Here is a 13,509-nt window from a genome sequence, read left to right on the forward strand (position 1 = left end):
TCCCTTTATGCAAGTATCTTATCTGAAAGTTTTGGGCGGTGCCTGCCTTTTCTTTATCTTTGCGGCTTTCTTAACTTCTTGTGCATCACAGAATAAGTTAGGTTGTCCGATGAAAATTGGTAAAGTGACGCACGGGGCAAACGTGAAGGATTGTTAATGAACTGGATACCACTTACGACAGAAACACAGTTATCCGAAATAAAGGAATCATCAGTAACCAAACCGGTAGTTATCTTCAAACATAGCACGCGTTGTTCAATCAGTGCAGTAGCTAAATCCAGACTGGAAAGAGCTGCCGCGCCGGAAACGATCTCCTTTTATTACCTGGATCTGATCAAATTCAGAGACATTTCAAACAGGATCGCAGCTGATTTCAATGTAGAACATGAATCACCGCAGGTTTTGCTGATCCGTAACGGGGAATGCGTGTATGATGAAAGCCACAGTGGCATCTCGATGGATGAAATTGTGGACCATTCAAATTAAGAAAGCATTTTCACTATTTATTCCAAAGAATTTAGTACCGGCCTATGGCCGGTATTTTTTTTGCCCTAGCTTTGTATTCTATTAAGCTGAGAGAATGAAACATCGTATAGTTGTAGCGGTTACAGGGGCCAGCGGATCCATTTACGCCCGGCAATTACTGAATAAATTACAGGCGGCATCCGCACAGACCGACCAGATAGCGCTGGTGATGACCAATAATGCCCGTACCGTTTGGGAAACAGAGCTGGGAACAGACGATTACAAGCAATTGCCTTTTAAAATATACACCCAACAGGACTTCCATGCACCTTTTGCCTCTGGTTCCGGCAGGTTTGATACCATGATCATCTGCCCCTGTTCAATGGGCACCCTGGGGCGTATCGCCACGGGCATCTCCAATGACCTGATCACCCGTGCAGCGGATGTCGTACTCAAGGAAAGAAGAAAACTGATCTGCGTTGTCAGGGAAACGCCTTATAACCTGATGCATATTAAAAATATGCTGGCAGTAACAGAAGCCGGTGGGATCATTTGTCCGGCTACGCCTTCTTTTTACAGCGTACCCAAGTCAATAGAAGAAGTAGCGGCGACCGTCGTAGACCGGGTGCTTGATCTGGCAGGAATTGAACAACAGACCTTCCGCTGGGGCGGAGAGTAGGTGGAAATTAGGAATTAAGAATTAACAATTAACAATTGAATGCAGCGGAGATGGGGGATGTGAGGGAGGTGGAAATTAGGAATTAGGAATTAAGAATTAACAATTGAAGGCAGCGGAGATGGGGATGTGAAGGGGGGCGATTAGGAGTTAGGAATTAAGAATAGTATTTATTCATACGAATCATCAATATATGCAGATAGCGATTATCAACGGACCTAATTTAAACCTCCTCGGAAAGCGGGAGCCTGGTATCTATGGAAATGAGTCTTTCGAGTCTTATTTTGAAAGGCTGAAAGCCCAATATCCCGATGTGCAGCTTACTTATTTCCAGAGCAATATCGAAGGTGAAATGATCAATCATCTGCACGAAATAGGTTTTTCCTATGATGGCATCCTGCTCAATGCAGGCGGTTATACACATACCTCTGTAGCCCTGCGGGATGCGATTTCCGCTGTAAAAACACCGGTACTGGAAATTCACATCAGTAATATTCACGCCAGGGAAGAATTCCGTCATAAGAGCATGATCGCGCCTGTTTGCGTAGGTAGCATCTGCGGACTGGGAATGAAAGGTTATGCACTGGGCATTGCTTATTTCCTTTGATCTTATAATAACAAATATCCGATACATAAAAGAGGGAGTATGCCTGACGGCGTACTCCCTCTTTGTATCTGTACTTCGGTTAACCCGAAATCTGATGATTTACAGGTATTTGAAGTTTGTTTTTGGCGTGATGTTCAACAGCGTCTGGTAGATCAGCTGGATGGTGTTTTCGATATCATCCTTCTTGATCATTTCCACAGTCGTATGCATATAACGTAATGGAATGCTGATCAGGGCAGATGGCGTTCCGTCATTGGAATAAGCAAAAGCATCTGTATCAGTACCGGTGCTGCGGCTTACTGCATGACGCTGGAACGGAATATCGTTCTTTTTAGCGGTGTCGATGATCAGGTCACGGAGAATGTTGTGTACCGCAGGACCATAAGTGATACTCGGACCTGCACCGCAACGGATCTCCCCTTCGATGTTCTTATTGATCATCGGCGTTGTACTGTCATGTGTTACGTCTGTAATGATGGCTACATCAGGTTTGATCCTTTTAGCGATCATCTCAGCGCCACGTAATCCTACTTCTTCCTGTACAGCGTTAACAATGTACAATCCGAATGGCAGCTTCTGTTTCTTTTCTTTCAGCATACGGGCTACTTCCGCGATCATAAAACCACCGATACGGTTGTCCAGTGCGCGGCAAATGAAGTAGTCATAGTTCAGTTCCTCGAAGCCATCTTCGAAAGTCACTACACAGCCAACATGGATACCCAGGTCTTCTACCTCTTTACGGTTGCGTGCGCCGCAATCCAGGAAGATGTTTTCCACTTTTGGCTGTGGATCTTTACCTTCTGTACTACGCAGGCGGGTATGAATTGCCGGCCAGCCAAACACAGCTTTTACAATGCCTTTTTCTGTATGGATGTGTACACGTTTGGAAGGTGCGATCTGCTGATCGGAGCCACCATTGCGGATAACATATATTAAACCTTCAGGGGAAATGTAATTGACAAACCAGGAGATCTCGTCAGCATGTGCTTCTATCACCACTTTAAACGGGGCTTTAGGATTGATAATGCCGACTGCCGACCCATAAGCATCCACGTATTGCTCGTCAATATATGGCTTCAGGTATTCCAGCCACAATTTCTGTCCTTCTTTCTCAAACCCGGTAGGGGATGGATTATTGAGGTAAGTCCTCAGGAACGTAAGCGCCTCTTTGCTGAGTATGGATTTTTGCTTTTTAGACATTGCTGTTACAAGTTAATTGCTGCAAAAGTAAGTGTTTGGCAGCTTACAGCAATCCGGGTACCGGCTATATGTTAGCAATGATAAAGTGAAGCAGGGAAGAGAGCATGACCATGCCGTCCACTACGAAATAATAATAGTGATCAGAGCGGGTTTTCAGGGTGTATCGTGTAATCAGTGTTGTTATCAATACCGGCGCCAGCAGCACGGCTGTCAGTAACCAGTTATCTACCGGATATAATGCCAGGGCAAACAGGGCAGATAGTATCAGCGAGGTGATGTACAGTTTTTTAAGATTACGTGGGCTTAACCAGGTGATCAGCGACCGGATACCTTCTTTTTTGTCTGATTCCAGGTCCCTGTAATCGAAGAGGATACACAGTGCATATACCAGGAAGAAACGATGTAAGGCAAATAATAACAGGTGATGTGAATAAGGTATCTGTTCTATCAGCACCGGCATGACGGTGGTTACATAGATCCATACGGTAGTCAGGAAGAGTGTTTTTCCTATCGCAATCTTACGCAGCCATATAAAGGCTTTCTGGGGCAGTTTAGGCGCGGAATAAAGGAAGGTAAGTACTGCGGCGCCACTGAGTGCCAGCCAATGTGCTTTCAGCAACCAGAAGCCATACATCGCGCCAATAGCTCCGACGGCACATAAGCCCAACTGTAAATTTTTATGTCTTGCTCCCCACAGGATGCGTTCAGAGCCGGAGTAATCGGCCGGAGTAAGGTACCAGTGGAAATTATAACTGCACATAGTAGCGCAGAATACGAAGAAGTAATAGGCGCGGTTAATATTCTGTACATGCAACAGGGCATTGGTCTGCCATATCATGACGATGGCAATACAGGCGACATAGATAGAAGAGAAAATAATAAAATTGAACAGGCCGCGCATTATTCAATTAGGAATTAGGAATTACGAATTAGGAATTGAGTGCGAAGATCGGGGTAGATTTTTTAATTTTTTAATTTCTTATTATAATTCCTAATTCCTAATTCCTAATTTATATTATAAAGGAATGTTTCCGTGTTTCTTTCTCGGCATGCTCACCACCTTATTCTCCAGCATCGCGTAGCCCTTGATCAGTTTAATACGCGTCTGATCGGGTACAATCACTTCATCAATGTAGCCCTTTTCTGCTGCCAGGTAAGGATTGGCAAAGCGTTCCGTGTATTCGGTCACCAGTTCATTCATGCGTGCTTCCGGATCGGGAGCAGCGTCGATTTCTTTTTTGTAGATGATTTCTACAGCGCCTTTAGGTCCCATTACGGCAATTTCTGCCTGTGGGAAAGCGAAGTTGAGATCGGCGCCGATATGTTTTGAGTTCATTACACAGTAAGCACCGCCATAAGCCTTACGGGTGGTGACGGTGATCTTAGGTACAGTCGCCTCGCTCAATGCAAAGAGCAGTTTGGCGCCGTTGGTGATGATCCCATTCCATTCCTGATCGGTGCCGGGCAGGAAGCCAGGTACATCTACCAGTACCAGCAGCGGAATATTAAAGGCATCACAGAAGCGGGTAAAGCGGGCGCCTTTTACAGAGGCATGAATATCCAGCACCCCCGCAAGATGGGCGGGCTGATTGGCCACTATACCGATACTTCTGCCGGCAATGCGGGCAAAGCCTACGATAATATTTTCTGCAAAATCTTTATGTACTTCCAGGAAACTGTCTGCGTCGGTCAGTTCACTGATGACGTCTTTCATGTCATAAGGCTGATTGGAACTGGGAGGAATGATGGTATTAAGGGAGGACCTTATTTCATCACCCGCTTCGTATGGGTAGACAGGGGCGTCTTCCTCACAGTTCTGTGGCATATAACTAAGCAGTTGCCGGATGTTACGGATACATTCTACTTCATTGCCACAGGCAAAATGGGTAACGCCGCTTTTTGCAGCATGGGTATGTGCGCCGCCCAGTTCTTCGGCCGTTACTTCTTCATGTGTAACAGTCTTAACAACGTTAGGGCCGGTTACAAACATGTAGGAAGTTTCTTCTACCATCAGTATAAAATCAGTGATGGCGGGAGAGTAGACAGCACCGCCTGCACAGGGCCCCATAATGGCAGATATCTGTGGAATCACACCGGAAGCCCGGGTATTACGGTAAAAGATATCGGCATAGCCACCCAGACTAACCACTCCTTCCTGTATACGTGCACCGCCGCTGTCATTGAGACCGATCAGTGGAGCGCCGTTCTGCATGGCCAGGTCCATGATCTTACAGATCTTACGGGCATGTGGTTCGGAAAGGCTGCCGCCGTATACGGTAAAGTCCTGTGAAAAGACATATACCAGGCGTCCGTTGACAGTACCATAGCCGGTTACGACGCCATCGCCGGGAAATTGTTCCTGGTCAGTGGTCATCCCACGGTTACGGTTATGCACAAACATGTCGAATTCTTCGAAGGAGCCTTCGTCGAGCAGTAGCTGTAAGCGTTCCCTTGCAGTAAGTTTTCCTTTTTTATGTTGAGAGGAGATACGTGCCTCACCGCCGCCAAGCATGGCTGTCGCGATCTTGTTCTGGAGTTCGTGGAATTTGTCCATAAATCAAATATAAAACAATTAAGAATTAAGAATTAACAATTAAGAATTGCCCTTATCTAACGGCGTAATTCTTAATTGTTAATTCCTAATTCTTAATTTCTTAATTGACTATTGGTAGAGTACTTCTATTTTCGGCGTCACAATCGTGTCACTGATATTACCAGCATTGTCGGTAATGAAAACGAGGTAATGTAAACTGTCTTTCAGGATCGGTTGATCACCGGTCTGCGGAAAATCTGTTGGTTGGAGATGTAAAATGACCTCCGCCGTCAGATTGGTTCCTTTATGAGCCTCCACGCCAGGCATGGGGCGGGATTCAAAGGCAGTATCAACTGGTTTGGTATCGTAGATAGCAGCGAAATTGAAGGAATTTTCAATATCCCCGTCACCATCCTTTACCTGGAAGTTAACATCCATCCCTATGGAGGAAATCACAGGGGAGTAGGAATACGAGAGGAAAGTGAGCATAGGCTTGGTGCCGATGGAATCCTTTCCGCAAGCGCCACAGATAGCTGCCACTGCAAACAGGGATAAAACGAGTATTTTCTTCATATAACAAACGTACATTATTTTTTTAAGTCAAGCTAATACCGACAGACGAGCGGCACCACTGAGTTATAACGTAAAATATCGTTTGATTGTTACGTATACCCTAAATTTGTGCGTTCAAAGCAAGCGACATGAGTGGCATCAATACGGCAGCACTATTTACATTACAGGAGCAGGATACGGAAGCAGCGGCCCTGGAGCTTTTCCGGTACCAGTACAGGGAAAATGATATTTACCGGGCTTATACTGACGCCCTGCACCGGAAGCCCTCCGAAATACGCTCCTTGCTGCAGATTCCCTTTCTACCTATACAATTCTTTAAGACACATACAGTTACGTGTGGTTCCTTCGCCCCAGAACTGGTATTTGAAAGCAGTGGTACTACCCAGACCATCAACAGCCGGCACCTGGTAAAGGAAGCCGCTGTCTATGAGCAGAGTTTCCTGGCCGGTTTTGAGCGGTTTTATGGTCCTGTTTCCGATTTTGTGGTACTGGGATTACTACCGTCCTACCTGGAAAGACAGCATTCTTCCCTGGTATACATGGTGCAGGATATGGTAAAACGGAGCGGACATGCGGAAAGCGGGTTTTACCTGTATGAGCATGATAAGCTGGCTGCACACCTGCAGGAACTGGAAGCGCGTCAGCAAAAGACATTGCTGATAGGAGTGACCTTCGGTTTACTGGACTTCGCAGAGCATTATCATCTGCAACTGGAAAATACCATTGTCATGGAAACCGGCGGTATGAAAGGCCGCCGCGAGGAGTGGACCCGTCAGCAGGTACATGGCTATCTGAAAGAAAGACTGGGCTGTAAACAGATTCATGCAGAATATGGCATGACGGAACTGTTATCACAGGCTTATTCCTATGGGGACGGCTTATTTACCACGCCGCCATGGATGAAAATATTAGTCAGGGATGAAAATGATCCCTTTCAGCTGTCAGCCGCTAATGCTGCCGGCGTTATCAATGTGGTAGACCTCGCGAATGTCTATTCCTGCGCATTCATTGCCACAGACGATATTGGTAAATTACGTGCAGACGGAAGTTTTGAAGTACTTGGCCGTCTGGATAATTCCGCTTTGAGAGGATGTAGTCTGATGGTCAGTTAAACTGCCGACAAACGTGCTTTTTCCAGCAATGCTTCCAGTTTTTCCGGTTGCGATTGTATGGCCAGCAGTTCCTGTATATAAGGGAAACTGCGGTGGTCCATGCCGAATTTTGCCATGAGATAGGTATTCAGGGCATCGGTATGTTGCGGCTGTTCCAGGAAACTGCGTAAGAAGTAAAGGAAGTGTTGTCTTTCTTTATCGATGATCAGTGCCAGGGCAATTTTTTCCTTTAATGTATTTTCCGGTATAGCACGGAATAACTGCAAGACCTGTCTGAACTGTGCATCTGTCAGTTCCGCATGATGTGCAGGCAGGAAATCAAAACAGAAATACTCCACAGCAAAATCATCCATAATACCAGCGCTGAGCTGATCTTCTTCCAGCGTGTACCAGGTGGCCCAGTCCAGCAATTCCTGTACACTGATCTGTTTGTTGAGCAGTGCTTCCAGGTGATGAATCAGTCCTTTTCGGGTAGGTACGGTACCGGAAGTATGTTGAATGCTGTCTACGATATCTGCATAAAAGGCATCATTCATCTGGTGTGCCGCAGCAGTGAGCAGCTGGCTGACTTCATGATGGGCAGCAGGCGGAAGCAGATCTGCTGTTTCGGCAAGTATCTCGGGTTTTGTTTTATGGCCCTGCAAATACGCTTTGATCAGGGATATAAAGTAGGTGGAGGTGATATAAGGCAGCTTATCCTTCATACTTACAGGTTTAGTCTCAGATGCTCATTGATTATACTAAATGCTGCATCGGGAATAGTTATTAGGCATAGGTTGCAGTCGGTTCTGCACCTGTAAGGTACCACTAAAATCCCGGAAAAAACAGTGGAATCCGGGAAAATGATCAATCCGGCGAAAAATTTTAAGAGATTTTTCACATATACAAATCATTGAGTATTATAGACGTGCCTGCTTTTGCTGGCATGGTTTTGGAACTTTCTTTATCCTGAGTAGACTTATATTTTAAAACCATAAAAACGTATGATTATGGCAGTAAGAGACAGGTCGATCGGTAGCACCGGTCTGGAACAGGGAGGTCCGAATCTGGGTAATGACTACAGTCGTGATATCACCCGTGAAAAGACAGCAGACGATACATTGAAGGTGATCATCCCCAAAGACAAAAAAGAATCGTCTGAGAAAAATAAAGACAAACGCGACCTTGAAAGGCGCGACAAAGAAAACAGATGACAGTGGGTTAATCTACCCTTGCTTGTTCCGAAATAAAGGGTAGTTTAAACATAGTTTTGAGATCATCTGTACTCATAAAAGGCATAGGTTTACCTATGCCTTTATTTTTTGCTGTAGAGCGCGCTACTATATTGAGTACTAATTGTATAAGCGAGTTAAATTTTAAGAAAAACTATATATTATATTAAAACATATTGTATCTTTATTGAACTGGGAATGTAAACTCAAAGCAAGCCATTAATTTAATTAGCGGAGGATTCTCCATGTCCTCTTCACCATACCTGTGAATTAAATCAGACGAACCAGCTGGGCTGCTCTTCCATATCCATTGGAATTGCTAATCACAAGAACAAGACGATGTTTTATTGATTGTGTTCTAACTAATATTCCTATGATTGTAACTAACCAGGCCGGCCACACCCGGCTAAAGGGAAAACCATGTTGTTATCTCACATATCTTTCTATGAGGGTATGTGTTCTATGTATGATCCTGTTGTTGAGCTGTCTGCTGAATGTAGCATCTGCACAGCATCTGACTTTGCGTAATTCCTCACTTGAAGGAAAGCCCGGCGTTAAAGTAGCGCCTACGGGCTGGCTGGTTGCGGCCAATACACCGGATGTATTACCTGGTGTAATGGGAGTGTTTAAATCTGCTAATGCAGGAAGCACTTTCGTTGGCCTGCAGGGCGGACCCGTATATAGGGAAGGTATTGAGCAGGAGCTGACAGAACCGCTGGTCGAAGACAGGACTTACAGTATGTCTTTTGATCTTGCATTCAATGAAATGTATGGTCATAAACATTGCTATGGTAACCTGGCCATCTTTGGCGGGAGCGCACCCGGTGATACGGCAGAACTATTATGGACCTCCGGTAGTTTTACCGATACTGCCTGGCGCAGATGGAATGCGATATTCACACCCAGGCAGACACATAATTACATTGCGTTGTATGCTTATCCGGCTGAAACATGTCCTACCAGCAGCTTTGGGGTACTCGTGTTTGTGGATAACCTTTCTACGATCAGACAAATACTGCGTACTGAGCTGACGGCTACCGCTTCCTGTAAGAATGAAGGAACAGGAAGTGTACAGGTAAAAGTAAAAGGAGGAGCGGAGCCTTATACGTATCTGTGGACACCCGGTAATTATACGACTTCACAGGTCTCTGACCTGTTGCCGGGAATGTATTCGGTGACGGTTACAGCTGCGAATGGCGTGACGGCAAAAGGCGCTGTAGAGGTAAGCGCTTCTGATCTGCAGACAGAGAAAGCAGTCACTATATCTGATTGCGCAGGAGAAAATAAAAGTGCCATTGCATTGGATATAAGCGGCGGACTACCCCCTTACGATCTTTCATTGAATGGAGAGGAAACGCATGCACGTACATTTAATCATCTGCGACCCGGTAATTATGTATTTGTATTAAAAGACCAGCAGGTGTGCCGGGATACCTTTAATATTTTTATTCAGGAACCAGCGCCGCTGGTGATCAATAAGATTGCTACGGAACCTTGTAGCTGTAGTGAAGTGAATGATGGGATCATCCGCTGGGAAGTAGATGGTGGCACACGTCCGTATAAATATCGTGTCAACGGTGAAGCATGGCAGCCTGATAGTTTACAGCGTAATCTCAAAGCCGGTGATTATCGCTATGAAGTAGAAGATGCGAATGGTTGTGCTGATGGTGGAAATACAGTGATCACTTCTCCTAATCAGCATTGTTTTGTGATGATGCCATCTGCGTTTAGTCCTAACAGTGATGGTTCCAATGATGTGTTTCGTCCGAGGATCTATGATGCAGTGACTAATTATCGTCTGAGTATTTTTAACCGCTGGGGCAGTCTGGTATTTCAGACGAGCGATCCTAAGGCAGGTTGGGATGGTTATTCCCGGGGTGTTGCGCAGACCCCGCAGTCATTTGTATATGTCTGTACATTCACGACCAGCAAAAATGAACCGAAGGAATACAGGGGTTCAGTGATGCTTGTGAAATAGTCAGCTCACAACAGCAGGTAAAAAAGGGCGTATTGGTATCTACAAGGCTGTTTTTTGCTTTTTTTGAGCCGGATCGACATTTCCTCCTTATGTCTGATTAGTGGTTTATTTGTCCTTGTTTTACTATATAAGCTATCTGGTACGTTGATGCTTCGTTCAGCAACGAAGCATCAACGTACCAGATAGCTCTTTAATAAGTGATTTGCACATAGTTATGTAAAAAGGAGGAGTCTTTTGTCCTAAATGCCCCCTATCAGGGCAAAAAACAGGGTTGACACGACGCATATACGGCGTATATACGACGCTTCTATGCCGGAACTATGCTTCATCCCGGAAAGGGGCTTTAAGGGTCAGTTTGTATTAACAGGGTGTTAACGATTGATAATCAGAGAATTTGTTATTTCGGTGTGTCATATAAGACAGTTGGTATCACAAATCCCTGTAGCTATTGTAAATGATCCTTATATACCGAACAGCAGGTTATGTGTAAGCAGCCAATTAGTCAACCAGCATTATTAACTCCAAAAACCAACCATCATGGCAGAACACCGTGTATTCTTTGAATTACCTACAACAGAATTAGGCAAAGCAGATGCTACCTTCCAGGTGAAGAAGGATGGAAAGATACTGGGCACCATACACATTTCTCATGGCGCCCTGGAGTATCAGCCGAATGGCTTTATGAAAAAGAACAGCATTAAAATTGACTGGACGAAGTTTGATAAGCTGATGCGAGATAGTCTCCAGTAAAAGCAGCTTCATTTTACACAATGGCAATGACACAGGTGAGCACCTCACCTGTGTATCGTGTTTTTATTTACACTGTTTTTATTCTTTGGACGCAGTCATGGAATTGCCCAGCAGTCGTTTTATTTCTTGATGCAGATGTGCAAACACAAAAGGCTTGGTCAGATAACCTGCGGCGCCTTTCTGCATGACGAGTTCTATTTCATGCGCTTCATTTTTTGCACTGGCAATTAATACGGGAATTTTTGAAAGCTGCGGATCGATGCGGAAACTATCGAGTAATGCATATCCATTTAAAACGGGCATGGTAATATCACTGATGACCAGGTCAGGCAGATATCTGTTGGCGATGGATAATCCTTCCTGACCGTTGCTGGCAGTATACACGGTGTAGTTGTGTAATTCAAGCAGACTTTTTAATGTGTCTAAAAGTCCGGCTTTGTCTTCAATTAAAAGAATTCTGGCGCTCATGTATATATTTTACTGACAGGTATCAGGGTACCTGAAAGTAACTGTAAAAACCGTGCCTTTGTCAGGCTGACTATTGACGGTGATAGTTCCTTCGTTAGCGGTGATGAATGAGCTGACGATGCTCAGACCTAAGCCTGTACCGGCAATGCCATCTGTATTACTACCCCTGAAATAAGGTTGAAACAGTTGTGGAAGATCTTTTTCAGGAATGCCGATACCATCATCTGTAATTGTAATCACAACAGTTTTTTCCTGGTAGTCCAGATGTAGTATCGGATCGCTTTTTCTGGAATACTTGAATGCATTGCTGATAAGGTTTGATAGCGCACGGGAGAGTTGTGCAGGACTTGCACATATCGGTTGTGGTATACCTGTGATGTGGATGATCAATGATCTGCCATCGTCTGGAAAGGCTTGGTACTGCTCTTTTAAGGGAGATAGCAGTGAGCCGATATCCATCATCTCTCTGTTGCTTTGAATGTTGCCATTAAGAATATTATTTATCGTCAGCATTTCGTCCACCATGCTGTTTAAAGCAAAGATTTCAGATGAAATCCGTGATAAATTTTTCAGATAAAAGTCATTCATGACATGATCGGCCTGTAATTTGCTAGTAAGCAGGTCGACTATTGAATTTATTGTAGTGAGTGGCGTTTTGAATTCATGTGCAGTGATCGCTATAACATTACTTGCATTACTAAGCAATGCATCGCTTCCGGAAGAATTTGTGGAGTTCATTGTTCTATAGTTTACAATCGCCGATGGTTAAAATTTATGAGATATTGAGCTCAACAATATGTAGATAATCTCCACAAGTGTTGAATACACAGATTTAAAGCAATTGAAAGGCAAAATACTTAATAAAGGAATAATTAACCAGTGAGTATTTAATTTAAAAACGTATTTTTACTAAACCAGTGACACATGACGTGAATATCGAGAAAAAGTTAACCGAAAGATCATATATATATAAATACAATGGGTTTAAAATTAGGCCATTAGATATTGAGTCAAGCCGACCTAATCTTTATTGTTCTCGGAATCAACGAGTTACAAAATTGCCGAATAAATTCTCGTTTTTGGAATTATTTTTGTGACACGAAGCCATACATATATGCCATATTTTTTTATTGAATCGATTATAAACCTTGTCAACTTATTACCCCTATGATCAATATTGGAATTATAGAAGACAATTATTTCCAGTTGAACAATTACAAAGAGTTTTTAGAAGATTTTCAGGAGTGTAAGGTTGTTTTTGCTTGTAAGTCGATGGAGGAATTCAGAGCACTTCCATTTAAGGAAACAGAGGTGAACGTAATATTACTGGATATTTCGCTGCCAGGGGAATCAGGTATACAAGGGATGCAGGAACTTAAACGTATCTACCCTGATGCCAAGCTGATAGTATTATCAGGGCACGATGGAAAGCATTACGTTATTGAATCGATCCGTCAGGGTGCGAGCGGTTATATTATTAAGACCAGTCGTCTGATGGAGATCTATCATTCAATCATGGATGCAGTCAGTGAAGGTGGAACGCTGTCGCCAAAAGCAGCGCACCTGCTGATTAATTATATCGCCAAGGATCCATTGGAGGATATAAAGCATAAGCTCACAAAAAGGGAATACGAGTTGCTCGCGCTGCTCAAGGAAGGCTACTCATATAAGGAGATGGCAGAGAAGCTTTTTGTAACAGTGTTTACGGTAAATCAGCATTTGAAGAAGATTTATCAAAAACTTAATGTTGCCACCAAATCAGAACTAATTTCGAAGATTTGGTCAAATAGTTTGTATTCTTTCTTTTTAATTACGAATTCTTGGATTTTTTTTCAAATGCTTTCATTTGAAAATATGATGCACTTCCTCTAAAAAGCACTACTCTTTTCAGTAGGCACGTTTGTGTTATGAGTACGTTTTTTACTCTATTTAGTAG

The 13,509-nt window shown here is 43.9% G+C and carries 15 protein-coding genes; 8 read left to right on the forward strand and 7 right to left on the reverse strand.

The genetic code is table 11. The annotated features are described in order from the left end of the window. Positions 1 to 156 precede the first annotated feature (156 nt). From ytxJ to aroQ, 3 genes are all read left to right on the forward strand, one after another. A complete protein-coding gene (gene ytxJ / locus CPIN_RS11720; RefSeq protein WP_012790010.1) occupies positions 157 to 486 on the forward strand; it encodes a bacillithiol system redox-active protein YtxJ in 330 nt (109 codons plus the stop codon). Positions 487 to 580: 94 nt separating this feature from the next. Continuing rightward, complete coding sequence (locus tag CPIN_RS11725; RefSeq protein WP_012790011.1) at positions 581 to 1,144, forward strand: UbiX family flavin prenyltransferase; 564 nt, start codon at positions 581 to 583, stop codon at positions 1,142 to 1,144. Positions 1,145 to 1,334: 190 nt separating this feature from the next. Then, positions 1,335 to 1,748: a type II 3-dehydroquinate dehydratase gene (gene aroQ, locus CPIN_RS11730; protein ID WP_012790012.1), complete on the forward strand. Its 414-nt coding sequence runs from the start codon at positions 1,335 to 1,337 to the stop codon at positions 1,746 to 1,748. A gap of 99 nt (positions 1,749 to 1,847) precedes the next feature. On the opposite strand, the gene CPIN_RS11735 is transcribed toward aroQ, so the two are convergent. From CPIN_RS11735 to CPIN_RS11750, 4 genes are all read right to left on the reverse strand, one after another. Beyond that, entirely contained in the window at positions 1,848 to 2,948 is a 1,101-nt protein-coding gene (locus CPIN_RS11735; RefSeq protein ID WP_012790013.1) for a M42 family metallopeptidase, read from the reverse strand. Between the two features lie 64 nt (positions 2,949 to 3,012). Further along, a complete protein-coding gene (locus CPIN_RS11740) occupies positions 3,013 to 3,849 on the reverse strand; it encodes a UbiA family prenyltransferase (RefSeq protein ID WP_012790014.1) in 837 nt (278 codons plus the stop codon). Positions 3,850 to 3,963: 114 nt separating this feature from the next. After that, positions 3,964 to 5,502: an acyl-CoA carboxylase subunit beta gene (locus tag CPIN_RS11745; RefSeq protein ID WP_012790015.1), complete on the reverse strand. Its 1,539-nt coding sequence runs from the start codon at positions 5,500 to 5,502 to the stop codon at positions 3,964 to 3,966. Positions 5,503 to 5,610: 108 nt separating this feature from the next. Then, on the reverse strand, positions 5,611 to 6,054 hold the full coding sequence (locus tag CPIN_RS11750; protein WP_044218441.1) for a hypothetical protein: 444 nt from the start codon (positions 6,052 to 6,054) through the stop codon (positions 5,611 to 5,613). Between the two features lie 128 nt (positions 6,055 to 6,182). On the opposite strand from CPIN_RS11750, the gene CPIN_RS11755 reads away from it, so the two are divergent. After that, a complete protein-coding gene (locus CPIN_RS11755) occupies positions 6,183 to 7,166 on the forward strand; it encodes an acyltransferase (protein WP_012790017.1) in 984 nt (327 codons plus the stop codon). Here the strand turns inward: CPIN_RS11755 and CPIN_RS11760 are convergent. Further along, on the reverse strand, positions 7,163 to 7,870 hold the full coding sequence (locus CPIN_RS11760; RefSeq protein ID WP_012790018.1) for a hypothetical protein: 708 nt from the start codon (positions 7,868 to 7,870) through the stop codon (positions 7,163 to 7,165). The two genes, CPIN_RS11755 and CPIN_RS11760, sit on opposite strands and share 4 nt — an antisense overlap. Before the next feature lie 285 nt (positions 7,871 to 8,155). Here CPIN_RS11760 and CPIN_RS11765 point away from each other — a divergent pair, with 285 nt between their 5' ends. The 3 genes from CPIN_RS11765 (at position 8,156) to CPIN_RS11775 (ending at position 11,105) form a co-directional block, all read left to right on the forward strand. After that, positions 8,156 to 8,359: a hypothetical protein gene (locus CPIN_RS11765; protein ID WP_012790019.1), complete on the forward strand. Its 204-nt coding sequence runs from the start codon at positions 8,156 to 8,158 to the stop codon at positions 8,357 to 8,359. 484 nt (positions 8,360 to 8,843) lie between these two features. After that, the gene (locus tag CPIN_RS11770; RefSeq protein WP_044218445.1) at positions 8,844 to 10,355 is read left to right on the forward strand and encodes a T9SS C-terminal target domain-containing protein; all 1,512 of its coding nucleotides are present in this window, start codon (positions 8,844 to 8,846) and stop codon (positions 10,353 to 10,355) included. Between the two features lie 537 nt (positions 10,356 to 10,892). Then, positions 10,893 to 11,105, forward strand: a complete 213-nt coding sequence (locus CPIN_RS11775) for a hypothetical protein (protein ID WP_012790021.1) — start codon at positions 10,893 to 10,895, stop codon at positions 11,103 to 11,105. 78 nt (positions 11,106 to 11,183) lie between these two features. Here the strand turns inward: CPIN_RS11775 and CPIN_RS11780 are convergent, their stop codons facing one another. After that, complete coding sequence (locus CPIN_RS11780) at positions 11,184 to 11,573, reverse strand: response regulator (RefSeq protein ID WP_012790022.1); 390 nt, start codon at positions 11,571 to 11,573, stop codon at positions 11,184 to 11,186. A 9-nt stretch (positions 11,574 to 11,582) separates the two neighbouring features. After that, complete coding sequence (locus CPIN_RS11785; protein ID WP_012790023.1) at positions 11,583 to 12,311, reverse strand: sensor histidine kinase; 729 nt, start codon at positions 12,309 to 12,311, stop codon at positions 11,583 to 11,585. A gap of 429 nt (positions 12,312 to 12,740) precedes the next feature. Between CPIN_RS11785 and CPIN_RS11790 the strand changes: the two genes are divergently transcribed. Next, entirely contained in the window at positions 12,741 to 13,445 is a 705-nt protein-coding gene (locus tag CPIN_RS11790) for a response regulator (RefSeq protein WP_012790024.1), read from the forward strand. Positions 13,446 to 13,509: the final 64 nt, after the last annotated feature.

Source organism: Chitinophaga pinensis DSM 2588 (assembly GCF_000024005.1).
GTDB classification, from domain to species: Bacteria; Bacteroidota; Bacteroidia; order Chitinophagales; family Chitinophagaceae; genus Chitinophaga; species Chitinophaga pinensis.